At 61.1% G+C, this 25953-nt stretch carries 18 protein-coding genes and 1 tRNA gene; 13 read left to right on the forward strand and 6 right to left on the reverse strand.

What is annotated here, in order from left to right; all coding sequences use genetic code 11:
- Positions 1-89: 89 nt before the first annotated feature.
- The 3 genes from AB4N85_RS04505 to AB4N85_RS04515 are packed head-to-tail and all read right to left on the reverse strand — an operon-like array spanning position 90 to position 4626.
- Positions 90-1484 (reverse strand): efflux transporter outer membrane subunit, encoded by a 1395-nt coding sequence (locus tag AB4N85_RS04505; protein WP_252869112.1) that lies wholly within the window; start codon positions 1482-1484, stop codon positions 90-92.
- 7 nt (positions 1485-1491) lie between these two features.
- A complete protein-coding gene (locus tag AB4N85_RS04510) occupies positions 1492-3462 on the reverse strand; it encodes a MacB family efflux pump subunit (RefSeq protein WP_460067148.1) in 1971 nt (656 codons plus the stop codon).
- The gene (locus AB4N85_RS04515) at positions 3463-4626 is read right to left on the reverse strand and encodes an efflux RND transporter periplasmic adaptor subunit (protein ID WP_252869114.1); all 1164 of its coding nucleotides are present in this window, start codon (positions 4624-4626) and stop codon (positions 3463-3465) included.
- A gap of 279 nt (positions 4627-4905) precedes the next feature.
- Between AB4N85_RS04515 and AB4N85_RS04520 the strand changes: the two genes are divergently transcribed.
- The 11 genes from AB4N85_RS04520 to AB4N85_RS04570 all read left to right on the forward strand — a co-directional run bounded on the left by AB4N85_RS04520 (position 4906) and on the right by AB4N85_RS04570 (position 21171).
- On the forward strand, positions 4906-5388 hold the full coding sequence (locus AB4N85_RS04520; protein WP_016773904.1) for a sigma-70 family RNA polymerase sigma factor: 483 nt from the start codon (positions 4906-4908) through the stop codon (positions 5386-5388).
- Positions 5389-5521: 133 nt separating this feature from the next.
- Positions 5522-6859, forward strand: coding sequence for a lysine N(6)-hydroxylase/L-ornithine N(5)-oxygenase family protein (locus AB4N85_RS04525; RefSeq protein ID WP_041478512.1), 1338 nt, complete (start codon positions 5522-5524; stop codon positions 6857-6859).
- Positions 6860-7419: 560 nt separating this feature from the next.
- Positions 7420-10119: a magnesium-translocating P-type ATPase gene (gene mgtA / locus AB4N85_RS04530; protein WP_252869115.1), complete on the forward strand. Its 2700-nt coding sequence runs from the start codon at positions 7420-7422 to the stop codon at positions 10117-10119.
- Positions 10120-10349: 230 nt separating this feature from the next.
- Positions 10350-10784, forward strand: coding sequence for an ANTAR domain-containing protein (locus AB4N85_RS04535; protein WP_252869116.1), 435 nt, complete (start codon positions 10350-10352; stop codon positions 10782-10784).
- A gap of 125 nt (positions 10785-10909) precedes the next feature.
- The gene (locus tag AB4N85_RS04540; RefSeq protein ID WP_056784337.1) at positions 10910-11542 is read left to right on the forward strand and encodes a response regulator transcription factor; all 633 of its coding nucleotides are present in this window, start codon (positions 10910-10912) and stop codon (positions 11540-11542) included.
- A gap of 10 nt (positions 11543-11552) precedes the next feature.
- Positions 11553-14759: a transporter substrate-binding domain-containing protein gene (locus tag AB4N85_RS04545; RefSeq protein WP_460067152.1), complete on the forward strand. Its 3207-nt coding sequence runs from the start codon at positions 11553-11555 to the stop codon at positions 14757-14759.
- 158 nt (positions 14760-14917) lie between these two features.
- Positions 14918-15784: a pirin family protein gene (locus tag AB4N85_RS04550; RefSeq protein WP_252869118.1), complete on the forward strand. Its 867-nt coding sequence runs from the start codon at positions 14918-14920 to the stop codon at positions 15782-15784.
- A 330-nt stretch (positions 15785-16114) separates the two neighbouring features.
- On the forward strand, positions 16115-17557 hold the full coding sequence (locus AB4N85_RS04555; protein ID WP_252869119.1) for a mechanosensitive ion channel family protein: 1443 nt from the start codon (positions 16115-16117) through the stop codon (positions 17555-17557).
- Positions 17558-17640: 83 nt separating this feature from the next.
- Positions 17641-18435, forward strand: a complete 795-nt coding sequence (gene xth / locus AB4N85_RS04560; RefSeq protein WP_252869120.1) for an exodeoxyribonuclease III — start codon at positions 17641-17643, stop codon at positions 18433-18435.
- A gap of 100 nt (positions 18436-18535) precedes the next feature.
- Positions 18536-19369, forward strand: a complete 834-nt coding sequence (locus tag AB4N85_RS04565) for an arylamine N-acetyltransferase family protein (RefSeq protein ID WP_252869121.1) — start codon at positions 18536-18538, stop codon at positions 19367-19369.
- Between the two features lie 278 nt (positions 19370-19647).
- On the forward strand, positions 19648-21171 hold the full coding sequence (locus AB4N85_RS04570; protein WP_024012376.1) for a nucleobase:cation symporter-2 family protein: 1524 nt from the start codon (positions 19648-19650) through the stop codon (positions 21169-21171).
- A 113-nt stretch (positions 21172-21284) separates the two neighbouring features.
- Here AB4N85_RS04570 and AB4N85_RS04575 read toward each other — a convergent pair.
- A tRNA-Asn gene (locus tag AB4N85_RS04575) sits at positions 21285-21360 on the reverse strand.
- Between the two features lie 219 nt (positions 21361-21579).
- On the opposite strand from AB4N85_RS04575, the gene AB4N85_RS04580 reads away from it, so the two are divergent.
- On the forward strand, positions 21580-21810 hold the full coding sequence (locus AB4N85_RS04580) for a hypothetical protein (protein WP_024012377.1): 231 nt from the start codon (positions 21580-21582) through the stop codon (positions 21808-21810).
- Here the strand turns inward: AB4N85_RS04580 and AB4N85_RS04585 are convergent.
- Both AB4N85_RS04585 and AB4N85_RS04590 read right to left on the reverse strand, forming a co-directional pair.
- Entirely contained in the window at positions 21807-22007 is a 201-nt protein-coding gene (locus AB4N85_RS04585; RefSeq protein ID WP_056784354.1) for a hypothetical protein, read from the reverse strand. The two genes, AB4N85_RS04580 and AB4N85_RS04585, sit on opposite strands and share 4 nt — an antisense overlap.
- Positions 22008-22231: 224 nt before the next feature.
- A complete protein-coding gene (locus tag AB4N85_RS04590) occupies positions 22232-23428 on the reverse strand; it encodes an amino acid aminotransferase (RefSeq protein ID WP_016773918.1) in 1197 nt (398 codons plus the stop codon).
- Between the two features lie 337 nt (positions 23429-23765).
- Between AB4N85_RS04590 and uvrB the strand changes: the two genes are divergently transcribed.
- Entirely contained in the window at positions 23766-25781 is a 2016-nt protein-coding gene (gene uvrB, locus AB4N85_RS04595) for an excinuclease ABC subunit UvrB (RefSeq protein WP_016773919.1), read from the forward strand.
- Positions 25782-25953: the final 172 nt, after the last annotated feature.

Below are 25953 nucleotides of genomic sequence, written 5' to 3' on the forward strand. Positions count from 1 at the left end.
TCAAAGATACGAATGAACAGCAGATTTACCCTGATCCCTGTGGGAGCTGGCTTGCCAGCGAAGGCGTCAGTTCAGTCGACGCATCGCCCTCAGATCACTTCCCAACCACCCCCCAGCGCTTTGTACAAGGCAATGCTCGCCTGCAACCGCGACAGGCGCAGTTGCACGTTCATGTCCTGCGCCGCATATAGCGTGCGCTGGGTTTGCAGGACGGTGAGCAGGTCTTCGGCGCCGGCCTGGTAGCGGCTCTGGGCGATGTCGAAAGCGGTCTGTGCCTGGTTCAGTTCTTCGCTTTGCCATTGCCGCTGTTCGTCGAGGCCGCGAATGCTGCTGAGGGCTTTTTCGACGTCGGCGAAGCCGTTGATGATTGCCCCGCGATAGGTCTCCAGCAGTTCATCCTGTCGGGCCTTGGCCTTGTCGCGTTCGGCGCTGAGGCGGCCGTTGTTGAAGATCGGCGCGGTCAGCCCCGAGGACAGGTTGTAGAACGTCGTGCGCAGCAGGTCGGCGGCAAGGTCGGCGCCGCTGCCGAGGCTGGCGGTCAGGGTGATTTTCGGCAGCATCGCGGCGCGGGCGACGGTGACATCAGCCTGCGCCGCCGCCAGTCTGGCCTCGGCGCTGGCAATGTCCGGGCGGCGGCTGAGCAAGTCGCTCGGCACGCCGCTGGCGATGTCCGGCCAGTGCAATTGGGCGAAGGATTGCTCGGGCAACGGCAACGCTTGCACCGGTTGGCCGAGCAGGGCGGCGAGGCTGATCAGTGCTTCGCGGGCCTGTTGTTGCACCAGCGGCAGGCGACGCTGTTGTTCAGCCACCAGGCTTTTCTGCTGGGCCAGTTCCAGCGCAGTGGCGCTGCCGGCGTCGAAACGGGTCTGCACCAGATGCAGCACGTTTTGCGCATTAGCGAGATTGAGTTCGGCGATCCGCGCCTGCTCACGCAAGGCCAGGGTTTGGGTGTAACTGTTGGCGACGCCGCTGAGCAAGGTCAGTTCGACGGTGGCGCGGTCAAACTCGCTGGCCTGCACACCGAACACGGCACTGTCGCGCGCGGCACGCTTGCCGCCCCAGAAATCGATTTCGTAACTGGCGCTGAGCTCGGCGTCGTAATAATCCAGCGAGCGATTCTCGGGACTGACATCCAATTGGCTGTAGCCCTTGCCGTGGATCAGTTTCTGCCGGTTGGCATTCAGCCCTGCCTTGAGCTCGGGCAGCAGCGGGGCGCCGGCGATGGTTGCGCTGGCCTCGGCCTGTCTGACCCGCGCAACGGCGGCGGCGAGGTCGTAGCTGCCCAGCCGCGCCTGTTCGACCAGTCGCGCCAGCTCGGGGCTGCCGAATTGCGTCCACCATTGTCGATTGCTCTGCAGCGCGCCGTGGCTGTCGGCGGACTGCCACGCGCTCGGTGGTTGCACGCCGCTGTCCAGGCGCGGCGCCGGGCTGCTGCAGGCTGCCAGCAACAGGCTGGCGGCGAGGAAGGTCAGTCGCACTTTCATAGGTCGATCATTCACTGGTAAGGGCCGTGACCGGGTCAAGCCGGGCAGCTTTGCGGGCCGGCATGAAGCCGAAGATGACACCGGTGACCAGCGCACAGGCAAACGCGCCGATCACTGCCAGCGCTTGAAAGGCGATCGCCACACCACTGAGCAACAACACGCCGCCGACCAGCAGCGCCAAGCCGATTCCGGCGATTCCGCCGACCACCGAGAGCATCAGCGCTTCGGTGAGAAACTGACGGAGGATGTCGCGCTGACGGGCGCCGGTGGCCATGCGAATACCGATCTCGCGGGTACGTTCGCGCACGGTCATGAGCATGATGTTCATCACGCCAATGCCGCCGACCAGCAGAGAAATTGCTGCAATCGCCCCCAGCATCAGCGACAGCGTGCCTTGCGTGCGCGCTTCGGCCTGGATCATCGCGGCATTGTTGGTCAGCTCGAAATCCTTCTTGCCGTGGTGCCGACGCAACATCGCCTGTTCGATGGCCTGTTCGGCGTCCTTGACCTTGCGCGCATCCTTGGCCGCGATCACCACGTATTGCGGATTGCGGCTGCCGAACAGGCGCGTGCTCGCCGCCGAATAGGGCACGGCGATGCGGTTGTCGCTATCGGAGTCGCCGGAGCTGGCGCCTTTTTCCGCAAGCACGCCGAGGATCTGGAACGGCACGTTTTCGATGAGGATGTATTGGCCGATGGGGTCGGCGACATCCTTGAGCAACTTGTCGCGGACCTTGGTGCCGATCACCGCGACGGCGGCGGCGCTGTCCTCGTCGGCTTGGGTGAAGTAGCTGCCCTGAATCACCGGCCAGTTGAAAATCTGCGGAAAGTTGGTGTCATTGCCGCCGACGTAGCTGCTGTGGTCGGCGTTGCCAAAGCGCACCCCGGCGGTCGAGCCGTTGACCGGCATGATCCGTTCCACCTCGGGCAGGGCGGAGAGTTCGGCGACGTCGTCGAGGGTGATGATGCCCTCCGGCGTACGCGGGTTCGGCGCCGAGCCGCTGAGGTAAATGATGTTGGAGCCGAACGCGCCCATTTGCGCCATGACCTGACGCTTGCTGCCTTCGCCGACGGCGAGCATGACCACCACCGAGGCCACGCCAATGACGATGCCCAGCAGGGTCAGCGCGGTGCGAAAGCGGTTGATCCACATCACTCGCCAGGCCGCTTGTACAGCGTCCACCAGTTCACCTTTCCAGGCGCCGGTCTGGTTGCTGCCGCTGCTCAGGCGCTGGCGCAGGTCGACCGCTTGCAACGCGCCCGGATTGGCCGCAGGCGGCGCGCACGCGTGCTCGGCGCTGTCGCTGATGATCAGGCCGTCGCGGATTTCGATGATGCGTTTGGCCCGTTGCGCCACTTCGCGGTCGTGGGTGATAAGGATCACCACATGGCCCTGATCGGCGAGTTCGTCGAGCAGGGTCATCACTTCAGCGCCGCTGTGGCTGTCGAGGGCGCCGGTCGGCTCGTCGGCGAGGATGATGTGGCCGCCGTTCATCAGCGCACGGGCAATCGACACCCGCTGTTGCTGACCGCCGGAAAGCTGATGCGGACGGTTGCCGGTGCGAGTGCCGAGACCGAGACGTTCCAGCAGCGCGTGAGCTCGGGCATGGCGCTCGGCGGCCGGGGTGCCGGCATACATCGCTGGCATCTCGACGTTTTCCTGCGCCGAGCCGGACGGGATCAGGTGATAGCCCTGAAAGACAAACCCGAACGCTTCGCGGCGCAGCCAGGCCAGTTCATCACTGTCCAGATGAGCGACGTTTTCCCCGGCGAAGCGGTATTCGCCGCTGGTCGGTCGGTCGAGGCAGCCGAGGAGGTTCATCAGCGTCGATTTGCCTGAACCGGAGGCGCCGACAATCGCAACGAATTCGCCGGCGTGGATCGACAGATCGATCCCGCGCAGCACTTCCACCCGGGGGCTGTCATCACCGCCGTAGGCTTTGCGGATCTGCCGCAGGTCGATCAGAGGCGTGTGCATTCAGCCTCCATGACCAGCGGCCGGCGCGCTGAGAACATGCTCGCCCTCGGCCAGACCTTCCAGCACCTGGGTGCGCAGGCGATCGTTGATGCCGGTGCGCACTTCCCGCGTTTGAATATCACCGTTGGCAGCGACGATCTGCGCCCGCTGCCACTGCGGACGCGAGCCCGATTGCAGGGCAGCAGTCGGCACGGTCAGGGTGTCTTGCGCCTGTTCGGCGACGAAGAACACCTGGGCGGTCATGTCGGTCATCAGGCTGTGATCGGCGTTGTCGACGTCGAGCAGCACGGTATAAAGAACCACGCGTTCGCTGCCGCTGCGACCACTGGTAGGGCTGCCGCCCTGATTCTGTTCAAGCGGACGTGGTGGCACCGGCAGGATCTGCCGCACCGTGCTGCTCCAGCGCCGAGTGCCACCGCTGAGGGTGGTGAAGTAAGCGGTCATGCCCGGTTTGACGTGGCCAATGTCGGCCTCCGAAACTTCGGCCCATACCGTCATCGGCGACAGTCGGGCGATGCGCAGGATCAGCGGGGTCTGTTGCTGCGCGTTGAGTGTCTGGCCTTCGCGCGCACCGATGGCGACCACGGTGCCGCTCATCGGCGCGTAGATGCGCGTGTAACCGAGCTCCGCTTCGTCGCTGCGCAGGCTGGCCTGGGCCTGGCGGATCTGCGCCTGGAACATGTCGATGCGCGCCTGGGTTGCGCGAACCTCGGCGCGGGCGGTCTGCACGTCTTCCTCGCGGGTGGCGCCACCGGCGGTGAGTTTCTGCTGGCGCTGGTATTTCTGCTGCGCCAGATCGTGCTGGGCGCGTTGCTCCTGCAACTGCGCCTTGAGGTTTTCGATGGAAAAGCGCCCGGCATCCAGCTTGGCTTTCTGTGTCGACGGGTCGATTTCCACCAGCAACTGGCCTTCCTTGACCGTATCGCCAGCCTCGACGTGAATCTTCTGAATCTGCCCCGAAGCCTGCGCCCCGACATCCACATAGCGGCGCGGCTGCAAGGTGCCGAGCGCCGTCACGCTGTTTTCGATATCGCCCCGGCTGACCTGCACAGTGGCAACGGCGTCGCGACCGGGTGGCAAAACCTGCCAGGCAGCAACGGCGATCACGGGAATCAGACAGAGGGCGGCAAACAGCGCGCGACGGGCGGGGCGGGGACGATTCATGCAGGGTTCCGGCCAGTGGTTGCGGCCCGTCGCAAGGCACGACAGACACAGGGGCTGTCCTGTAAACGAGGCATGGGCGACGGAATTTAGCCGCAGACACATCGAGTTACCGTAGCCGGGCGACGACTATTTGTCCGGGATATGGAATCAACTCTTTAAATCTATATGAGAATTACTATAAATTACGCACCTCAAGTTGCCACTATCTTGCTACTGCGTGATCCGCAGGTCTGATCAGTGCGCTCAAGGACAGAAACGGCATCGATGCGGTCGGGAGTCATGTTGGAAAACTACTATCGTGAGCTGGTGTGTTTCCTCAACGCCAGACTGGGCAACCGTCAGGTCGCCGAGGATGTGGTGCATGACGCCTATGTACGCGTGCTGGAGCGCTCCAGCGAGGTGCCGATCGAACAACCACGGGCCTTCCTTTATCGCACCGCGTTGAACCTGGTTATTGACGATCACCGTCGCAACGCGCTGCGTCAGGTCGAATCGCTGGACGTGCTCGACAACGAAGAGCGCTATTTCACCCCGTCCCCCCACGGCACCCTCGATCACGGCCAGCGTCTGGAAATGCTCCAGCGCGCACTGGCCGAGCTGCCGCCGCTGTGCCGCGACAGTTTTCTGCTGCGCAAGATCGAAGGAATGTCCCATCCGGAAATCGCCCAGACCCTCGGCATCTCCCGGGCGCTGGTGGAAAAACACATCGTCAACGCCATGAAACATTGCCGCCTGCGCATCCAGCAATGGGATGGCCAGTGATCCGCGCCGGTTAAATTTCCTTTCATCGTCCTCGTTCCTACTCAACAGACGACCTGCTGACCTGATTCAGGCCGGTCAGGCCACCCAGGCTTTATTTCCCCGCGTTGAGGGGTTCATCCAGAGGACACTGGAAATGACACAGGCAATTGCATCGCCCATCGTTCACGACCTGATCGGCGTCGGTTTCGGCCCTTCGAACCTGGCACTGGCCATCGCCCTGCAAGAGCGCGGTCGGATCCAGGGCGAACTGGATGTGCTGTTCCTCGACAAGCAGGCCACTTACAGCTGGCACGGCAACACCTTGTCGACGCAGAGCGAGTTGCAGATTTCCTTCCTCAAGGACCTGGTGACCCTGCGCAATCCGACCAGCCCGTACTCGTTCGTCAATTACCTCAAGCACCACGGGCGTCTGGTCGACTTCATCAACCTCGGCACCTTTTATCCATGCCGCATGGAGTACAACGACTACCTGCGCTGGGTGGCCGGGCAGTTCACCGAGCAGAGCCGTTACGGTGAAGAAGTGCAGTTCATCGAACCGGTGTTGCACAACCAGCAGGTTGAAGCGTTGCGGGTGATTTCCCGGGGCAGCGACGGCCAGCAATTCGTGCGTACCACACGTTCGGTGGTGGTCAGCGCTGGCGGCACACCGCGCATTCCGGAGGCGTTCAAGGCGCTGAAGGGCGATCATCGGGTGTTCCACCATTCGCAATACCTGTCGCAAATGGCCAGACAGCCGTGCGTGAACAATCAACCGATGAGTATCGCCATCATCGGCGGCGGGCAGAGCGCGGCGGAAGCCTTTATCGATCTGAACGATTCATTCCCGTCGGTGCAGGTCGACATGATCCTGCGCGGCTCGGCCTTGAAGCCTGCGGACGACAGCCCGTTCGTCAACGAAGTGTTCTCGCCGGAATTCACTGATCTGGTGTTCCAGCAGAACAGCGTCGAGCGCGAGCGTCTGGTCAACGAGTACCACAACACCAACTATTCGGTGGTCGACATCGACCTGATCGAACGCATCTACGGCATCTTCTACCGGCAGAAGGTTTCCGGGATTGCCCGCCATGCCTTCCGCACCCTGACCACTGTCGAGAGCGCCACTGCGACGGCAAACGGCATCGAACTGGCCGTGCGCAACAACGCCACCGGGGAAGTCACGGTGCGAATCTATGACGCCGTGGTGCTGGCCACCGGTTACGAGCGCCAGATGCACCGCAAATTGCTCGCGCCGCTGGAGGAATACCTCGGCGAATTCGAAGTGGATCGCAACTACAAACTGATCACCGACGAGCGCTGCAAGGCCGGCATATATATGCAGGGCTTCTGCCAGGCCAGCCATGGCCTGAGCGATACGCTGCTGTCGGTGCTGCCGATTCGCGCCGATGAAATCGCTGGCTCGTTGTACGAGCATGGCAAGCAGCGCGGGCACAGTCGCTCGGTGGCGGAGCTGTTGTTGGCGACTGCCAGCTGAAGTATGCGGCGCCTGTCACACCGCTTTCGCGAGCAGGCTCGCTCCCACAATGGTTCTGTGAATGCAGGCCAGAATGTGGGAGCGAGCCTGCTCGCGAAGGGGCCATGGAAAGCCCCACAGATCCTGAATCTGAACCCTTCCTGAACACCCCCCACATTCCCGGCAAACACCTCTTCCAGCGGTTTAGCTGCGGGCGTAAGCTGCGCGCGTTTTCATCAATTGCGGAGACCCACAGTGGGTACTTGTTCGAGTGACAGTTGTCGGCCGGTCTCGATCACCGGCAGATTCTCGGCAAGATAACGCGCAGCCTTTCCCTGCCGTTGTCTCGCCGTAACAGCGAGCAGCGGCATCCCGTGCACGACCCGTTCCGGATCGTGTCTCGACGTCCTTCTCAACGACGCTGAACCAAGCGTGATGGCGACCTCAGTCGTCAGCGCCGCCTATCGACACGCCTGTCATTCCCGACGGGCGCGCCAAGCCTTGCCGCGCCGGTTGTCCCGGTGCTAGGGCGCGGCGGTACCTGCTCGACGGTTTCCCGGCTGACCACAGGGGACACAGCCATGAAACTCACGCTCAAGGAATTTTTCGCAGGCTTTCTGCGCAGCCGTCACATCGCCCGGCACTTCCGTAGCCTCGCGTTACTGGATTCGATCAACGACACCAGGGTCAGCCGTGAAGTGCCGCCGACGCTGGCCAGTACGCTGGTTGCTGCCGCCCATGCCGACAGCGCCGCGTTGCTGTCGTCGTTGGGCACGCACGGCGAGGGGCTCACCGAGGTCGAAGCCGATGCACTGCGTGCGCAACACGGCCTCAACGAAGTCGAACACGAGCAGCCACTGCCGTGGTGGACCCATCTGTGGCACTGCTACAAAAATCCGTTCAACCTGCTGCTGACCTTGCTCGCGGTGATCTCCTGGCTGACCGAAGACCTCAAGGCGGCCGTGGTGATTTTCTCCATGGTGGTGCTGTCGACGCTGCTGCGCTTCTGGCAAGAGAGCAAATCCAATCAGGCCGCCGATGCGCTCAAAGCCATGGTCAGCAACACCGCCACGGTGCTGCGCCGCGATGGCCCACGCCGGGAGCTGCCGATCAAGCAACTGGTACCCGGCGATCTGATCGTGCTCTCGGCCGGCGACATGATTCCCGCCGATTGCCGCGTGCTCAGCGCCAAGGACCTGTTCGTCAGCCAGGCAGCGATGACCGGTGAATCGATGCCGGTGGAGAAATTCACCCGGCAGACCGATCGCGACACGCGTAACCCGCTGGAGCTGGACAACATTCTGTTCATGGGCACCAACGTTGTTTCCGGCAGCGCGATTGCGCTGATTCTCACCACCGGCAACAGCACCTATTTCGGTGCGCTGGCGCAACGGGTCGGCGCGACGGACCGCGCGGTGACCTCGTTCCAGCAGGGCGTCAACAAGGTCAGCTGGCTGCTGATCCGCTTCATGTTCGTCATGGCGCCACTGGTACTGTTCATCAACGGTTTCACCAAGGGCGACTGGACCGAAGCGCTGCTGTTCGCGCTGTCGATTGCCGTCGGCCTGACCCCGGAAATGTTGCCGATGATCGTCACTTCGACCCTGGCCAAAGGCGCCGTATTTCTGTCGCGCAAAAAAGTCATCGTCAAACGCCTCGACGCGATCCAGAACTTCGGCGCCATGGACGTGCTGTGCACCGACAAGACCGGCACCCTGACTCAGGACAAGATCTTTCTCGCGCGTAATGTCGACGTCTGGGGTGAGGATTCTGACCATGTGCTGGAACTGGCCTACCTCAACAGCTACTACCAGACCGGCCTGAAAAACCTGCTGGATGTGGCGGTGCTGGAACACGTCGAAATCCATCGCGAATTGAAAGTCGGCAGTGCATTTCGCAAGGTCGATGAAATCCCGTTCGATTTCAATCGCCGGCGCATGTCGGTGGTCGTGGAGGGCCGCGGTCAGCCCCACCAATTGATCTGCAAAGGCGCGGTGGAAGAAGTGCTGGCGGTGTGCAGCCGGGTGCGTCACGGCGAAGTTGATGAGGCATTGAGCGATGAATTGCTGGCGCGGATTCGCCAGGTCACCGGCGCCTTCAACGCTGAAGGTCTGCGCGTGGTGGCGGTCGCGGCTCGCTCGATGCCTGACGGTCGCGAGATTTACAGCCTGGCCGATGAGCAGGAACTGACGCTGATCGGTTACGTGGCGTTCCTCGATCCGCCGAAGGAAAGCACCGCGCCAGCGCTCAAGGCCTTGGCCGAGCACGGCGTGGCGGTGAAGGTGTTGACCGGTGACAACGAGCTGGTCACAGCAAAGATCTGCCGCGAGGTCGGCCTCGGCCAACAGGGTTTGCTGCTGGGCAATGACATTGAGAGCATGAGCGATGCTGAGCTTGCGGTAGCGGTCGAGACGACCAACGTCTTCGCCAGACTCACGCCGTCGCACAAAGAGCGCATCGTCCGTGTGCTCAAGGGCAACGGCCATGTGGTGGGATTCATGGGCGATGGCATCAACGACGCGCCGGCGCTGCGCAGCGCCGACATCGGCATTTCCGTGGACAGCGCGGTGGACATCGCCAAGGAGGCGGCGGACATCATCCTGTTGGAAAAAAGCCTGATGGTGCTGGAGGAGGGCGTGCTCGAAGGGCGGCGTACCTTCGCCAACATGCTCAAGTACATCAAGATGACTGCCAGCTCCAACTTCGGCAATGTGTTCTCGGTGCTGGTCGCCAGCGCGTTCATCCCGTTCCTGCCGATGCTGCCGATGCACCTGCTGGTGCAAAACCTGCTGTACGACATTTCGCAGATTGCCATTCCGTTCGATAACGTCGACGAAGAGATGCTGAAACAGCCGCAGCGCTGGCAGCCGGCTGACGTCGGGCGTTTCATGCTGTTCTTCGGCCCGATCAGTTCGATCTTCGACATCACGACATTCGCCTTGATGTGGTACGTGTTCGACGCCAATACCCCGGATCACCAGACACTGTTCCAGTCCGGCTGGTTCGTGGTCGGGTTGCTGACCCAGACGCTGATCGTGCACATGATCCGCACGCCGAAGATTCCGTTCCTGCAAAGCCGTGCAGCCATGCCGCTGATGGTGATGACCGGGGTCATCATGGCGGTCGGCATCTTCCTGCCAATGGGGCCGCTGGCGCATTACTTCAAATTGCAGGCATTGCCGTCGCTGTACTTCGTGTTTCTGCCAATGATTCTGCTCGCGTACATGGCTTTGACCCAAGCGGTGAAAGGCTTCTACATCCGTCGATTCGGCTGGCAATAGCAGCCATGGAATGCTCTCCCCTGTGGGAGCGAGCCTGCTCGCGAAGGCGCCGTGTCAGTCAATACGTCTCTGACTGGTATAGCCCCTTCGCGAGCAGGCTCGCTCCCACAGGGGATATTGGTGCGTCGGGGCCGCCGGATGAATGAGCGGATTTTTAGGAAAAGTCCTACAGAGCTATCCCCGACGCTTGCGTAGTCTTGCCCTCCCCAAACCTCACCGGGAGAATGACCATGAGCAACAAAGCGTTGCGCATCCTGATCGCCGACCCGCAGCATTTTCATCGCATGAAAATCGAGCGCCTGTTCAACTCGCTCGGCTACTACCGCGTCGCCCCGGTGCAGAATCTCGGCGAACTGTTGACGCTGGTCGACTACGGCTGCGAGCCGTTCGATGTATTGGTGATCAATGCCGAGCTGGCGGCAGGCTCCCTCGATCTGTCGGGCTTTCTGCTCGATCACCCACAGGTTCGCTACGCTCTGATCTACAACGAACCGTCGGCGCCCTTGCTGGCGGTTGCGGGGTTTGCTCAGGAAAACGCGCAGATCAGCCCGACGCCATTGCCCAATTCACAGCTCATCGGGCAGGTGATGGCGAGAGTCGAAGCTTGCGACGAACGCCAGGCACCGCCCGACTCTCACGCGTCGTTGCGCCATGCCAATGCATAAAAAACCACTCTGCACAACTGTCAGACCTGACAGGTGATTCTCTTGCTCATCCATGTAACAGTGCCGGCGCGGCCACCGACTCCGGGACAGACTGTTGCGGTGTCTTCGATTTTGCAGGAGTACCAATGAAGTCAGCGCTGATCGTCGATGATCACCCAGTCGTGCGCGCGGCCATTCGCATTGTCCTGCAGGCTCAAGGCTTCACGCAGATTCATGAAGCGTCCAATGGCAATGAAGTCGTGCCGTTGATTTGCGCGCATGATCCACACCTGGTCGTGCTCGATCTCGGCTTGGGGTCCATGGACGGGCTGGAAGTGCTGACGCGAATCCAGATCAAAGCGCCGACGGCACGCTGCCGGATCCTGGTGTTCAGCATGCATGAGCCCACGCATTACCAGGAGCGCTGTTTGCGCGCGGGCGCGCGGGGTTACGTGACCAAGAGCAACCATCTGACGCTGCTGCACGACGCTATCAAGGCACTGATGTCCGGCCACACCTATTTCTCCGCGTTGCCCAATACCAGCGGTCTGTACAACGCGGTGCAACGCACTGAACAGGAGCTGATCGCTCAGCTGTCCGATCGAGAGTTATGCATTTTCGTGAACCTGGCGTTGGGCAAACCAAACAAAGCCATCGCCCAGGAGATGCACCTGAGTCACAAGACCGTCAGCACCTACAAGACCCGCATGATGGCGAAACTTGGCCTGGGTTCGCTGGTGCTTCTGCGTGAGTTCGCCAAGCGCAATCACTTGATCTGAGTACCTCGACATGACGCAGGGACTGCGGGTTTTAGGGATTTGGCTGGGGCTTGCCACCTTGGTCTGGGCGAATGATCAGCCGCAGACACTGGAGGTGCTGGCCCGCCTCGAACCTGGGGGTATCCAGGTCCGCCTCGATGATCGGGAGCGCCAGTGGCTGCGTGAGCATCCAGTCTTGCGCATGGGCATCTCCGGCCCGGATTACCCGCCCTTCGAAATCACCCGCCAACAGCATGAGCTGGAAGGGCTGACCGCCGATTACGCCGATCTGCTGGCGCAACTGCTCGGCATCAGGATCGAAGTGCGGCGTTTCGCCGATCGGCCGGCACTGATGGCCGCACTCAAGCGCGCCGACGTTGATCTTTTGGGCACCTCGAACAGTTTCGAAGCGGCGGATCCGGCCTTTGTTCTGTCGCGGCCGTATGCTGAAGATCAGCCTATGCTGGTCACGCGTCACGACGAGAAGCTGACCGCCGACCTGACGGCCAAACGCATCGCCATGGTCGAGGATTACCTGCCACTGGCCCATGTTCAGGCGTTCTACCCCGGCGCCCACGTGCAGCTTTATGCTTCGGCCATGGATGCACTCGGCGCGGTCGCCTTCGGTGCCGACGACGTGTACCTGGGCGACTTCATCAGCGCCAATTATCTGATCAACACCAACTATCGCAACGACCTGCAATTGGCCGGGCCGTCGGGGCTTGATGCCAATCCGTTCGCCTTTGCGTTATTGCGCAGCGATGTGGTGCTCAAACGCATCGTCGACAAGGCCTTGCTGGCGGTACCCATGGAGCGTCGGCATCTGATCGAACAGCGCTGGAGTGTCGGCCTTGCCGAGATGGCCGAGCAGTCGCGGGTACAGCTCGGCGCCGCTGAACAGCAGTGGCTTGATCAGCACCCGGTGGTGCGAGTGGGCGCGGTCGAAGACTTCGCGCCGTTGGCGTTTTTCGATGCCGAGGGACGCTTCAACGGCCTGGCAGCGCAGTTGTTGAGCCTCATCGCCCAGCGCAGCGGGCTGAATTTCGAGATCGTGCGTGGCACCTCGTTGAACGATCAGTTCGAGCAGCTCCAGGCGGGTGAACTTGATGTCCTGCCGGTAGTGACGCCGAGCACCGAGCGGGAAGCGCAGCTGCAATTCACCCGCGCCTATCTGAACAATCCGTTCGTGCTGGTCAGTGCGGCGAACGGCCAACATCCATTGCCACTCGACGACCTGGCGGGCAAACGCCTGGCCATCTATCGCGGCCACCCGTTGCGCGAATACCTGCTGCAACGCGTGCCCGGACTACGTCTGGTCGAAGTCAAAAGCCCCGCCGAAGGCATGGCGCTGATTGCCCGAGGACAGGTCGACGTAACGGTGAGCTCGTTGCTGGTGGCGCGTTTTCTGATTGCCCGGCAGTACCGCGATCGCCTGCGAATTACCGGCACCGTTGGCGATCAGCCGGCGCGCATCGCATTGGCCACGGCGCCGCAATCGGCATTGCTGCACTCGATCCTGAACAAGGCGTTACTGAGCATTGCGCCGCAGCAAATGGATGAACTGGTCGAGCGCTGGAGCCACGATGTAGTGGTCGAGAACAGCTACTGGCTGCGCCACCGTCAGGAGATTCTGCTGGGTTTCGCCAGCGCAGCTGCCTTGCTTCTGTTGGCACTGCTGTGGATTGGCTGGCAGCGCCGGCAGATCCACCAGCGTCAGCAATGGTTGCTGCAACTGCAACAGGCCAAGGACGCGGCGGACGAAGCCAGTAGGGCAAAGAGTACTTTTCTGGCGACCATGAGCCACGAGATCCGCACGCCGATGAACGCCCTGATCGGCATGCTCGAACTGGCCCTCAAGCGCGCAGAGGAGGGCGTGACCGATCGACTCGCCATTCAGGTGGCGTCGAATGCCGGCCAGCAATTATTGGCGTTGATTGGCGACATTCTCGATATCGCTCGTATCGAATCGGGGCACTTGTCCCTCGCGCCCGAGCGGGCCAACCTGCGGGAGACGGTGTCGTCGGTATGTCGAGTGTTCGAAGGGCTGGCGCGGCAGAAACGCTTGTTGTGGCGCATCGAGCTTGATCCGCGCGCCGACGTGGATGTGCTGATCGATCCGACGCGCTTCAAACAGGTGCTGTCCAACCTGTTGAGCAATGCGATCAAATTCACCGAGGCAGGCGAGGTCAGCCTGCGTCTGCAGATCGTTGCGATATCGGACGAGCAAGTGAATGTGCAGGTGCTTATCGAGGACAGCGGCATCGGTATAAGTGCCGAGGATCAAAAGCGCCTGTTCAGCCCGTTCGTTCAAGCGAGCAATAGCCTCCAAGCGGCGCGCAGCGGTTCCGGCCTGGGGCTGGTGATCAGCCGTAACCTCTGCGAAATGATGGGCGGCACGCTGGGTCTCGATAGTGATCTCGGGCAAGGCACGCGAGTAAAAATCAATATCCAGTTGCCGCTGCTGACGTCGGTGACGACCACACTGGCAACGCCCGAGGCGGCAGCCGCGACGTGTGTATTAAGCGTGTTGGTGGTGGACGATCACCCGGTCAATCGCTTGCTGATGTGCTGGCAACTGAGTGAATTGGGGCATCGCACGGTAGACGTGGGCGACGGAGAACAGGGGCTGGACCGCTGGCGAACCCAGGCCTTCGATGTGGTGATCACCGACTGCAACATGCCGCGACGCAATGGCTATGAACTGGCACAGGCGATTCGCAACGAAGAAGCCGCCAGCGGCCGCAGGCCCTGTCTGATCCTCGGTTTTACGGCCAACGCGCAAATCGAAGAGCGCCTGCGTTGTCTGGATGCCGGTATGGACGGCTGCCTGTTCAAACCGATTCGCTTGCACGATCTGGCTGAAGCCATGAACGGCGCCCGCCGTTGCGAGCTTCACGAAGATGAACCGCCTGGCGCCGAGTCGGTCGAGATTGACCTGAGTGCCCTGGAGCAGATGGCCGGGACCGATCACTCGTTGATCGAGCATTTGCGCAACGAAGTCGGCAACAGCCTGCGTGATGATCTCCAGGCTCTGCATCATATCCACGTCGGCGACCGCAACGGCCTGCGTGAGCTGGCCCATCGCATCAGGGGCGGCGCGCAAATGGTCGGCGCTGCGCGGGTTGTTGCGGCGTGTGTTGAGCTGGAAACGGCTTGCCGAGGCAGTGAAAACGCAGTTATCAACCGTGCCATCGACAGGTTGCGCGAAGCCATGCACGGCCTCGCACGGTGCCTCTGAACCAATGCAGTCTGCTGTGGGAGCGAGCCTGCTCGCGAAATGCGCGCTGCTGACCCAATTGTTCTGCACATGGAACACTCAAGCCGGTTTTCACCGTCTAGTCGAATATTCGATATGCCTTTAGGCTTAATCCAATGCATTTACACATTGGAGACCCCATGAAAAACATCATCGGCATTTACACCAGCCCGCGCGGCCATTGGGTCGGCGATGGTTTCCCGGTGCGCACACTTTTCTCTTACGACAACCTGGGCAAGCACATCAGCCCGTTTTTGCTGCTCGATCACGCCGGTCCCGCCGAATTCACCCCGACCACCGAACAGCGTGGCGTCGGCCAGCACCCGCACCGTGGTTTCGAAACCGTGACCATCGTTTACGACGGCGAAGTGCAACACCGCGACTCCACCGGCAGCGGCGGCACCATCGGCCCGGGTGATGTGCAGTGGATGACCGCAGCGTCCGGCATCCTCCATGAAGAGTTTCATTCGGAGAATTTCGCCAGAACCGGCGGCAAGCTGGAAATGGTCCAGCTGTGGGTCAACCTGCCGGCCAAGGACAAAATGGCCGCGCCGGGTTACCAGACCATTCTCGACCGCGACATTCCCAGCATCGCGCTCAAGGACAACGCCGGCAGCCTGCGACTGATCGCCGGTGAATTCGACGGGCACACCGGACCTTCGCGCACCTTCACGCCGATCGACGTCTGGGATCTGCGCCTCAATGCCGGCAAGTTGCTGACGCTTGATCTGCACGAAGGACGCAATACCGCACTGGTGGTGCTGAAAGGTTCGGTGCAGGTCAACGGTACGGAATCGGTAGGGGTCGGGCAGTTGGCGCTGTTCGAACGCGACGGTGATCGACTCACTCTCCAGGCCAGCGAAGACGCGGTGGTATTGCTGCTCAGCGGCGAGCCGATCGACGAACCGATCGTCGGCCATGGCCCGTTTGTGATGAACACCGAGCAGGAAATTCATCAGGCCTTCGCCGACTTCCAGTCCGGGCGCTTTGGCCAGATGCACGCCTGACCCCGAGCTTTACTGGCAACTGAAACTTCCCTGTGGGAGCGAGCCTGCTCGCGAATGCTCTGATTCAGTCGAAGAGGTAGTGACTGACAGGACGCCTTCGCGAGCAGGCTCGCTCCCACAGGTTTTTCAGCGTCTGATCGTTCCCACGCTCTGCGTGGGAATGCAGCCGGGGACGCTCCGCGTCCCACATCTTCAAGATCGCAGCCTTCGTCAGCTCCTACAGGGTTTCGCAGTGTTTTCAAGCGGCGGTTCATCCACCGAAATCAATTGCTCCTACACTGTGCCAATCTGTGCGATCTTCTCGCGATTGGCCTTTGTCGGAGTTGTTTGATGCTGTCTCTGCTGACCGAACACCCGTTGTTTAGCGCGTTGATCCTGATCCTGCTCGATCTTGGCCTGTGGCGGCTGATCAGCTCTCGCGGCAGCGAATGGAAGCTGCTGGTGCGGGTGCTGATTTTCGCCCTGTTCAGCATGGTGCTGTTCAACGAAGGTCTCAACCCGATGGAACCGGCGCCGTGGGCCGACAACGTGCCGCTGCATCTGGCGGCGACCGGGTTGCAGATCGGCTGGTGGCTGTTTGGTGCGCGCACCCTGACGGTGTTGATCGGCGCGGTGATGATGCAACGGGTCGGCCATACCGGCCGGCTGTTGCAGGACTTGCTCGGCGCGGTGATTTTCCTCATCGCGATCATTGCGGCGCTGGCGTACGTGCTCGATCTGCCGGTCAAAGGCGTGCTGGCGACGTCCGGCGCGTTGGCGATCATCGTCGGCCTGGCCTTGCAGAGCACGTTGAGCGACGTGTTCTCCGGCATCGTCCTCAACACCACCAAGCCCTATCAACTCGATGACTGGATCTCCATCGACGGCACCGAGGGCCGCGTCACCGACATCGACTGGCGCGCCACGCGTCTGCAAACCAGCCAGGGCAGCATGGCCGTGATTCCCAACTCGCTGGCGGCGAAAGCCAAAATCATCAACTTCAGCCGACCGAGCAATATGTTCGGCGTTTCCGTCAGCGTGCCTGTCAGCCCACATGCCCGGCCCAGTTCGGTAATCGAGGCGCTGGAGCGAGCGATGCAAGGCTGCCGGCAATTGCTCGACACACCGGCGCCGAGCGTGTCGTTGAAGAGTTCTGCCAGCGGCGGCGCGGAATACGAAATCAGTGGATTTGTCGCCTCGATGGGCGAGAAGCGCGTGGTGCGCAATCAGTTGTTCGACCTTGCTTACCGGCATTTGCAGGCGTCCGGGGTCAATCTGCTGTCGAGCAACGAGACCAGCGTCGCACCGCAGTTGTCGCGGCCACGGGCGCTGCTGGAAAGCTCACCGATCTTCTCGACTCTACGCGAGGAAGAAAAAGACACCTTCAGCCAGAACATGACCCTGCAAACCTTCCGCGCCGGCGAAACGATTCTGGCGGGCGGGGAGGTCAGCGATCATTTGTTCATCATTGAATCCGGCGTGGTTTCGGTGACGCTCAAGCGCCATGGTGCCCCCCTGGAATCCGGGCGCATGGGGCCGGGCGAGGTGATCGGCGAGGCCGGGATTCTCTCCGACACCGCGCTGCCGGCGGATTTTTCCGCGAAGACTTTCTGCGCCCTGTATCGCATCGAGAAGTCCTACCTGAAACCGTGCCTGGACGCGCGCCATGACATCCATGATGCGATGCAGGCGTTGCTCGATTTCCGCCTGCACAAGGCGCAGTCGCTGACCGAGGAAGCGCCCGTGGTCGCGCCGAAAAGAGGCTTCCTGCAATGGCTGCGTAATCGCGTCTGAGCTGTCGCATTGTCATTCGATGCAACCTGCGCGGCGTTCTCAGGGTCACAATTTGCAATCCCACCGGGCAGGAGTTGCAGACGATGAAAAACCTGCGGATCGCCACCTTCAACGTCAACGGCATGCGCGCGCGGCTGCCGAATCTGCTGGAATGGCTCAAGCGCGACCAACCGGACATCGTCTGCCTGCAAGAGCTCAAGTCGGTGGACAGCGCATTTCCCGCCGCCGAACTGGAGGCCGTCGGTTACGGCGCGATCTGGCAGGGCCAGGCGTCATGGAATGGCGTGGCGATTCTGGCGCGTGATGCGCAGCCGCTGGAGAGTCGACGCGGTTTGCCCGGCGATCCCGATGACACGCACAGCCGCTATATCGAAGCGGCGGTGCACGGTGTGCTGGTCGGTTGCCTGTATCTGCCCAACGGCAACCCGCAGCCGGGGCCGAAATTCGATTACAAACTGGCCTGGTTCGAGCGTCTGATCAATTACGCCAAAGACCTGCAAAGCAGCGATCACCCGGTGGTGCTCGCCGGTGACTTCAATGTCGTGCCCACCGACATGGACATCTACAACACGCGATCCTGGCTCAAGGACGCCTTGTTGCAACCTGAAAGCCGCGAGTGCTACCAGCGGTTGCTGGATCAGGGCTGGACCGATTCCCTGCGCCACGTGTATCCCGAAGAACGCCTCTACACCTTCTGGGATTACTTCCGCAATCATTGGCAAACCAACTCCGGCCTGCGCATCGACCACCTGCTGCTCAACCCGGCATTGAGCCCGTATCTGCACGATGCCGGCGTCGACGCCTGGGTGCGCAACGAACCGCACGCCAGCGACCATGCACCGACATGGATTCGCATCGCTTCGCGGAAAAAGCGCTGAGCGGGCGATTGGCGAAATCAATTGTCGGAAGCCGTGCCTGATCCCGTATACAGGGCAATATCCACGCAGTGTTCTGCGGCCCATGCATAAGGATCGAGCAATGAGTGCGCTACGGCTGAGCAATACCAATCTGTATCTGCAACGTTTGGGTTTCGATGCGCCGCCGCCACCGACACTGGATACGTTGCGTCAGTTGCAACTGCGCCATACCGCCGAATTTGTTTTCGAAAATCTGGCTACGATCATGGGTGAACCGGTGTCGATCGACCTGGACTCCATCGAAAGCAAGGTGCTGCAGCAAGGGCGGGGCGGCTACTGCTACGAACTCAACCATTTGTTTTATGCGCTGCTGCTTGAATTGGGCTTCGACGCGCGGGCGATCAGCGGGCGCGTCGTGATGAATCAACCGGAAGGCAGCTGGACGGCGCGAACCCATCGTTTGAGCCTGGTCACCATCGACGGCACTCGCTACATCGCCGACGTCGGCTTTGGCGGCATGGTGCCGACCGCACCGCTGCTGCTCGACAGCGAAGGTGAACAACCGACTCCGCATGAGCTTTACCGCATCGACAAGCACGCCGATGGCTACCTGCTGCGCGCCCAGGTCGCAGGCGAGTGGCGGCCGATGTACCTGTTTGATCTGCAGCGCCAGGAAGACATCGATTACACCGTCGGCAACTGGTACGTCTCGACGCATCCCGAGTCACCTTTTGCCCAGCGCCTGATGCTGGCGCGCACCGGCGCTGGCTGGCGCAAAACCCTGAACAACGGCAGTTTTGCCATTCATCACATGGGCGCGGACAGTGAGCGGCGCGAGGTGGCGGATGTCGACGAGCTGATGAAATTGCTGCGGCGTGAGTTTGATCTTCAAGTGCCTGATTCACCGCGTGTGCGGCAAGCGCTGGCTCGGGTAATCGCGCCAGCCTCCATCTAAGGCTTTACATCAGGCTCCAATACGCGACGGATCTCCCCGATTGCCGCTGAAAGAGCGCGACTGCACCGTCGGTCGCCGTGAACACTTCAGCCTGGTGGGCACTGGCGCGAGCGCAGCGGGGATGTGTTGCCGAATTTGTTGGGGCAAGAAGCGCAGACTAGAAGGTTGGATGGCTACCTAACCATTATGTGACTGACAAGTTGTATACAACTCTATGGACATTTGTCCTGAGTATTGAATACAGTGTGCGCATAACAAAAACCAGGGAACCCCCCACCATGAAAACGCCCCATGTTTCACACCAACGGCCCGAGGACGAAAACCTCGGGGTCGGCGCGAATATGGCTTACGGCCTGCAACATGTTCTGACCATGTACGGCGGTATCGTTGCGGTGCCACTGATCATTGGCCAGGCGGCCGGTCTGTCGCCGGCGGACATTGGTCTGTTGATTGCTGCTTCATTGTTTGCGGGGGGGCTGGCGACGTTGCTGCAAACCCTGGGTCTGCCGTTTTTTGGCTGTCAGCTGCCGCTGGTCCAGGGCGTATCGTTCTCTGGTGTGGCGACCATGGTCGCGATCGTCAGCAGTGGCGGGGAGGGCGGTTTCCAATCGGTGCTGGGCGCGGTGATTGCCGCCTCGTTGATCGGCTTGCTGATCACGCCAGTGTTTTCGCGCATCACCAAGTTCTTTCCGCCGCTGGTAACCGGCATTGTGATCACCACTATCGGCCTGACGCTGATGCCAGTGGCCGCACGCTGGGCAATGGGTGGCAACAGCCACGCGCCGGACTTCGGCAGCATGCAGAACATCGGTCTGGCAGCGGTGACGCTGGTGCTGGTGTTGCTGTTGAGCAAGGTTGGCAGCGCGACCATTTCTCGGCTGTCGATTCTGCTGGCCATGGTCATCGGCACGGTGCTGGCGGTGTTCCTCGGCATGGCGGATTTCTCCAGTGTCACCACCGGTCCCATGTTCGGCTTCCCGACACCGTTCCACTTCGGCATGCCGACCTTCCATTTCGCCGCGATCCTGTCGATGTGCATTGTGGTCATGGTGACGCTGGTGGAAACCTCGGCGGACATCCTTGCCGTGGGCGAAATCATTGACACCAAGGTAGATTCCAAACGCTTGGGCAACGGCCTGCGCGCCGACATGCTGTCGAGCATGTTTGCGCCGATCTTCGGTTCGTTTACGCAAAGTGCTTTCGCGCAAAACGTCGGCCTGGTGGCGGTGACCGGGATCAAGAGCCGATTCGTGGTCGCCACCGGCGGCCTGTTCCTGGTGGTGCTCGGCCTGCTGCCGTTCATGGGCCGGGTGATTGCCGCCGTGCCGACTTCTGTCCTCGGCGGCGCAGGGATCGTGCTGTTCGGCACCGTGGCGGCGAGTGGCATTCGCACGTTGTCGAAGGTGGACTACCGCAACAACGTCAACCTGATCATCGTCGCCACTTCGATCGGTTTCGGCATGATCCCGATCGCAGCGCCGAACTTCTACGATCACTTCCCGAGCTGGTTCGCGACGATTTTCCATTCGGGCATCAGTTCATCGGCAATCATGGCGATCCTGCTCAATCTGGCCTTCAACCACTTCACGACCGGCAACTCGGATCAACAGTCGGTGTTCGCCGCAGCCGAAGAGCGCACGCTGCGTTATCGCGATCTCGCCGCGCTGCGTGAAGGCGATTACTTCAGTGACGGCAAGCTGCATGATTGCGATGGCAAGGAAGTGCCGGTGATCGAGCCGGATGACCATGATCATGGCCACGGCGCGCCAAAGGTGCAGGTGAAAAGCAGCGAACATGTCTGACCGCTGCGTCTGAAACAGGAAAGGCCGATATGCCCAAACAGATCGGCCTTTTGGTATTTTTAATGCGCCCACAAAAAAGCCCCTGAACCTTGCGATTCAGGGGCTTTGCTATTTGGCTCCACAACCTGGACTCGAACCAGGGACCCAGTGATTAACAGTCACTTGCTCTACCAACTGAGCTATTGCGGAATTGGTGCGTATGTTACTGATTCAAAAAGAGAAGTCAAGCGTCGCCTGGCGATTTATGCGATTCAGCGGGACGGACGGCATTTTGTCAGCGATTGACGGTTACCAGAAAGACTTCAGAGGTCTACCATGGCAGCCCGGAAGTGGTCACACGCGCTACCGGCCATTCGCCGCAAAGGTACGCGCCATGATTCAAATCACTCGCAACACCGAGGTGCTCGCATGAGCACCGCACAGATCAGCCTGCCCAAAGGGATCGGCCCGCACGCCGAAAAACTCTTCGATGCAATCACCGGCGCCAGTACCGCCGAAGAATTGAACCGCGCCGGCGGCAAGGCCGAAGGTTTCGTCCTCGGTCTCGAAAGCAGCAAGGCCATCAAAAGCCAGGTCGCGGAATCGCTGTATGTGATTTACGACGATGCCGCCACCCAGCGCTCGGCTGAACTGGCTTAACTGCCGAAAGTAATCGTGCCGAGCATCAGCTTGGCATAGACCGCTGTCGCCGCCAGTTGCACCAGCCACAGGGCCAGGCCACCGAGGAATACCCCGGTGGCGACTTGCAGCACCAGGCTCTTTTCACGCTTGGCCGGAGCGCGCGGGACGAAATCATCCAGGTCGTCACGGTCGGCGCGCAGGTTGTCGTTTTTCATGTGGGTTCTCGCAAGGTTCCGGGTTCGGCTCATGTCCTGTGGGAGCGAGCCTGCTCGCGAAAGCGTCTTGTCAGATGACATAACATCAACTGGTCGACCGCATTCGCGAGCAGGCTCGCTCCCACAGATTTGAATTGTGTGCAGTCTAGAGGTTGCACGGCGGTTCCAGGGACAAATAAAAACGGGAAGCCCAAAGGCTTCCCGTTTTTCATCGCGCGGCGAAATCAGATGACCTGAACGATCGCGTCCGTCACAGCCTTGATGTTGCTCTGGTTCAAGGCAGCCACGCAGATGCGGCCGGTGTCCAGGGCGTAGATGCCGAACTCGTTGCGCAGGCGATGCACTTGTTCAGTGGTCAGGCCGGAGTAGGAGAACATGCCGCGCTGACGACCAACGAAGCTGAAATCGCGGCCCGGGGCTTTTTCCGCCAGCAGGGCAACCATCTGCTCGCGCATGCCGCGAATGCGCAGGCGCATCTCGGCCAGCTCGGCTTCCCACTGTGCGCGCAGTTCCGGGCTGTTCAGCACCGCAGCAACAATGCTGGCGCCATGGGTCGGCGGGTTGGAGTAGTTGGTGCGGATCACGCGCTTGACCTGCGACAGCACGCGCGCGCTTTCTTCTTTCGATTCGCTGATGATCGACAGTGCGCCAACGCGCTCGCCGTACAGCGAGAACGATTTGGAGAACGAGCTCGAGACGAAGAAGGTCAGGCCGGATTCAGCGAACAGGCGCACAGCGGCGGCGTCTTCATCGATGCCGTCGCCGAAACCCTGGTAAGCCATGTCGAGGAACGGCACGTGACCTTTGGCCTTGACCACTTCCAGTACCTTGTTCCAGTCCGCCGGGGTCAGGTCGACGCCGGTCGGGTTGTGGCAGCAAGCATGCAGGACAACGATCGAGCCGTTCGGCAGGGCGTTGAGGTCGTCGAGCATGCCGGCACGGTTCACGTCGTGGGTGGCAGCGTCGTAGTAACGATAGTTCTGCACCGGGAAACCAGCGGTCTCGAACAGCGCGCGGTGGTTTTCCCAGCTCGGGTCGCTGATCGCCACGACGGCGTTCGGCAGCAGTTGCTTGAGGAAGTCGGCACCGATTTTCAGTGCGCCGGTCCCGCCGACGGCCTGAGTGGTGATGACGCGACCGGCGCTGATCAGCGGCGAGTCGTTGCCGAACAGCAGTTTCTGCACGGCCTGGTCGTAGGCAGCGATGCCATCGATCGGCAGGTAACCGCGCGAAGCGTGTTGCGCGACGCGAATCGTCTCGGCTTCGATCACCGCGCGCAGCAGTGGAATTCGCCCCTCTTCGTTGCAGTACACGCCTACGCCCAGGTTGACCTTGGTGGTCCGGGTATCGGCGTTGAATGCTTCGTTGAGGCCCAGGATTGGATCGCGGGGTGCCATTTCGACAGCGGAGAACAGGCTCATTATTACGGCGGCTCTGAATGGAGAGTGGAGGGACGTGTAGCGCTCCAGCCGAATGCACTAGAGCGGTGCACAAACGGGGAGCTAGTATAGAGGCCATCACTGCGCAATGGCGACAGGCGAATCGGCTTTTGGGGTAAGTTTTTCCGATTATTTCTGGACCGTTAGTCGATTGACTTTGTCAGACTCTTTACCGGATGTAGGACGTTTGCCTTGAAAGGTCAGGCAATCGCCACCACATTCAGCACAATCCAGGTTTTTTCTTGCGCGACATCGGTCGTTTGCGGTCGTCCTCGTGGTGCTCCGTCTGACGCGGAGCGCCGCGAATCCAGAGGTGTGTATGTCGGAATTCCAGCTAGTCACCCGCTTCGAGCCTGCCGGCGATCAGCCGGAAGCCATTCGCCAGTTGGTTGAGGGCATTGACGCCGGACTGGCGCACCAGACATTGCTCGGTGTGACCGGCTCGGGCAAGACCTTCAGCATCGCCAACGTCATCTCCCAGGTACAGCGTCCGACGCTGGTTCTGGCGCCGAACAAGACCCTGGCCGCGCAGTTGTACGGTGAGTTCAAGGCGTTCTTCCCGAACAACGCCGTTGAATACTTCGTTTCCTATTACGACTACTACCAGCCCGAAGCCTATGTGCCGTCGTCCGACACCTTCATCGAGAAGGACGCGTCGATCAACGACCACATCGAGCAGATGCGACTGTCCGCGACGAAAGCGTTGCTGGAGCGCAAGGACGCGATCATCGTCACCACGGTGTCGTGCATCTATGGTCTGGGCAGCCCGGAAACCTATCTGAAAATGGTCTTGCACGTTGATCGCGGCGACAAGCTCGATCAGCGCGCGCTGTTGCGGCGCCTGGCTGACCTGCAATACACCCGCAACGACATGGATTTTGCCCGGGCGACGTTCCGCGTGCGCGGTGATGTGATCGATATCTTCCCGGCGGAATCCGATCTGGAAGCGATCCGCATTGAGCTTTTCGACGACGAGGTCGAGAGCATTTCCGCGTTTGATCCGCTGACCGGCGAAGTCATCCGCAAGATGCCGCGCTTCACTTTCTATCCGAAGAGCCACTACGTGACGCCTCGGGAAACCCTGCTCGACGCCATCGAAGGCATCAAGGTCGAATTGCAGGAGCGCCTCGAATACTTGCGCAGTAACAACAAACTGGTGGAGGCCCAGCGCCTGGAGCAGCGCACCCGTTTCGACCTCGAGATGATCCTCGAACTGGGTTACTGCAACGGCATCGAAAACTACTCGCGCTACCTTTCCGGGCGTCCATCCGGCGCGGCGCCACCCACGCTTTACGACTATCTGCCTGCCGACGCCTTGCTGGTGATCGACGAATCCCACGTCAGCGTGCCGCAGGTCGGCGCGATGTATAAGGGCGACCGTTCGCGCAAGGAAACCCTCGTTGAGTACGGCTTCCGCCTGCCTTCGGCGCTGGACAACCGGCCAATGCGTTTCGACGAGTGGGAAGGGGTCAGCCCGCAGACCATTTTCGTTTCGGCGACCCCCGGCAACTATGAAGCCGAGCACGCCGGGCGCGTGGTCGAACAAGTGGTGCGGCCGACCGGCCTGGTCGACCCGCAGGTTGAAGTGCGGCCGGCACTGACTCAGGTCGATGACTTGCTCTCGGAAATCACCAAGCGCGTGGCGATCGAAGAACGTGTGCTGGTCACCACGCTGACCAAGCGCATGGCCGAAGACCTGACCGATTACCTCGCCGACCACGGCGTGCGCGTGCGTTATCTGCACTCGGACATCGATACCGTCGAGCGCGTCGAGATCATCCGCGATTTGCGCCTCGGCGTATTCGATGTGCTGGTCGGGATCAACCTGCTGCGTGAAGGCCTCGACATGCCGGAAGTGTCGCTGGTGGCGATTCTCGATGCTGACAAGGAAGGCTTCCTGCGTTCCGAGCGCTCGCTGATCCAGACCATCGGCCGCGCGGCGCGTAACCTCAATGGCCGGGCGATTCTCTACGCCGATCGCATGACCGGTTCGATGGAGCGGGCGATTGGTGAGACCGAGCGCCGTCGCGAGAAGCAGATCGCTTTCAACCTTGAGAACGGCATCACCCCGAAAGGTGTGATCAAGGACGTCGCCGACATCATGGAAGGCGCCACCGTACCGGGCTCGCGCAGCAAGAAGCGCAAAGGCATGGCCAAGGCCGCCGAAGAGAACGCCAAGTACGAAGCCGAACTGCGCTCGCCAAGCGAAATCACCAAACGCATCCGCGCGCTGGAAGAGAAGATGTACCAATTGGCGCGGGATCTGGAGTTTGAAGCGGCGGCGCAGATGCGTGACGAGATTGCCAAACTGCGCGAACGATTGCTTACGGTTTAAGGGATCGTTCCCACGCTCTGCGTGGGAATGCCGCCCGGGACGCTCTGCGTCCCATCGCTCGCGTGACGCAGAGCGTCACAGGATGCTTTCCCACGCAGAGCGTGGGAAAGATCATTGTGTATCTCTGTAAGAGCGAGCCTGCTCGCGAATGGCCTTCACACCATCCGAAGGG

This window comes from Pseudomonas sp. H1_G08 (assembly GCF_054681355.1).

Excerpts from the sequence above, each read along its gene's own strand:
- AB4N85_RS04505 (WP_252869112.1), bottom strand. The coding sequence starts at position 1,484 with ATGAAAGTGCGACTGACCTTCCTCGCCGCCAGCCTGTTGCTGGCAGCC.
- AB4N85_RS04510 (WP_460067148.1), bottom strand. The coding sequence starts at position 3,462 with ATGCACACGCCTCTGATCGACCTGCGGCAGATCCGCAAAGCCTACGGC.
- AB4N85_RS04515 (WP_252869114.1), bottom strand. The coding sequence starts at position 4,626 with ATGAATCGTCCCCGCCCCGCCCGTCGCGCGCTGTTTGCCGCCCTCTGT.
- AB4N85_RS04520 (WP_016773904.1), top strand. The coding sequence starts at position 4,906 with ATGTTGGAAAACTACTATCGTGAGCTGGTGTGTTTCCTCAACGCCAGA.
- AB4N85_RS04525 (WP_041478512.1), top strand. The coding sequence starts at position 5,522 with ATGACACAGGCAATTGCATCGCCCATCGTTCACGACCTGATCGGCGTC.
- mgtA (WP_252869115.1), top strand. The coding sequence starts at position 7,420 with ATGAAACTCACGCTCAAGGAATTTTTCGCAGGCTTTCTGCGCAGCCGT.
- AB4N85_RS04535 (WP_252869116.1), top strand. The coding sequence starts at position 10,350 with ATGAGCAACAAAGCGTTGCGCATCCTGATCGCCGACCCGCAGCATTTT.
- AB4N85_RS04540 (WP_056784337.1), top strand. The coding sequence starts at position 10,910 with ATGAAGTCAGCGCTGATCGTCGATGATCACCCAGTCGTGCGCGCGGCC.
- AB4N85_RS04545 (WP_460067152.1), top strand. The coding sequence starts at position 11,553 with ATGACGCAGGGACTGCGGGTTTTAGGGATTTGGCTGGGGCTTGCCACC.
- AB4N85_RS04550 (WP_252869118.1), top strand. The coding sequence starts at position 14,918 with ATGAAAAACATCATCGGCATTTACACCAGCCCGCGCGGCCATTGGGTC.
- AB4N85_RS04555 (WP_252869119.1), top strand. The coding sequence starts at position 16,115 with ATGCTGTCTCTGCTGACCGAACACCCGTTGTTTAGCGCGTTGATCCTG.
- xth (WP_252869120.1), top strand. The coding sequence starts at position 17,641 with ATGAAAAACCTGCGGATCGCCACCTTCAACGTCAACGGCATGCGCGCG.
- AB4N85_RS04565 (WP_252869121.1), top strand. The coding sequence starts at position 18,536 with ATGAGTGCGCTACGGCTGAGCAATACCAATCTGTATCTGCAACGTTTG.
- AB4N85_RS04570 (WP_024012376.1), top strand. The coding sequence starts at position 19,648 with ATGAAAACGCCCCATGTTTCACACCAACGGCCCGAGGACGAAAACCTC.
- AB4N85_RS04580 (WP_024012377.1), top strand. The coding sequence starts at position 21,580 with ATGAGCACCGCACAGATCAGCCTGCCCAAAGGGATCGGCCCGCACGCC.
- AB4N85_RS04585 (WP_056784354.1), bottom strand. The coding sequence starts at position 22,007 with ATGAAAAACGACAACCTGCGCGCCGACCGTGACGACCTGGATGATTTC.
- AB4N85_RS04590 (WP_016773918.1), bottom strand. The coding sequence starts at position 23,428 with ATGAGCCTGTTCTCCGCTGTCGAAATGGCACCCCGCGATCCAATCCTG.
- uvrB (WP_016773919.1), top strand. The coding sequence starts at position 23,766 with ATGTCGGAATTCCAGCTAGTCACCCGCTTCGAGCCTGCCGGCGATCAG.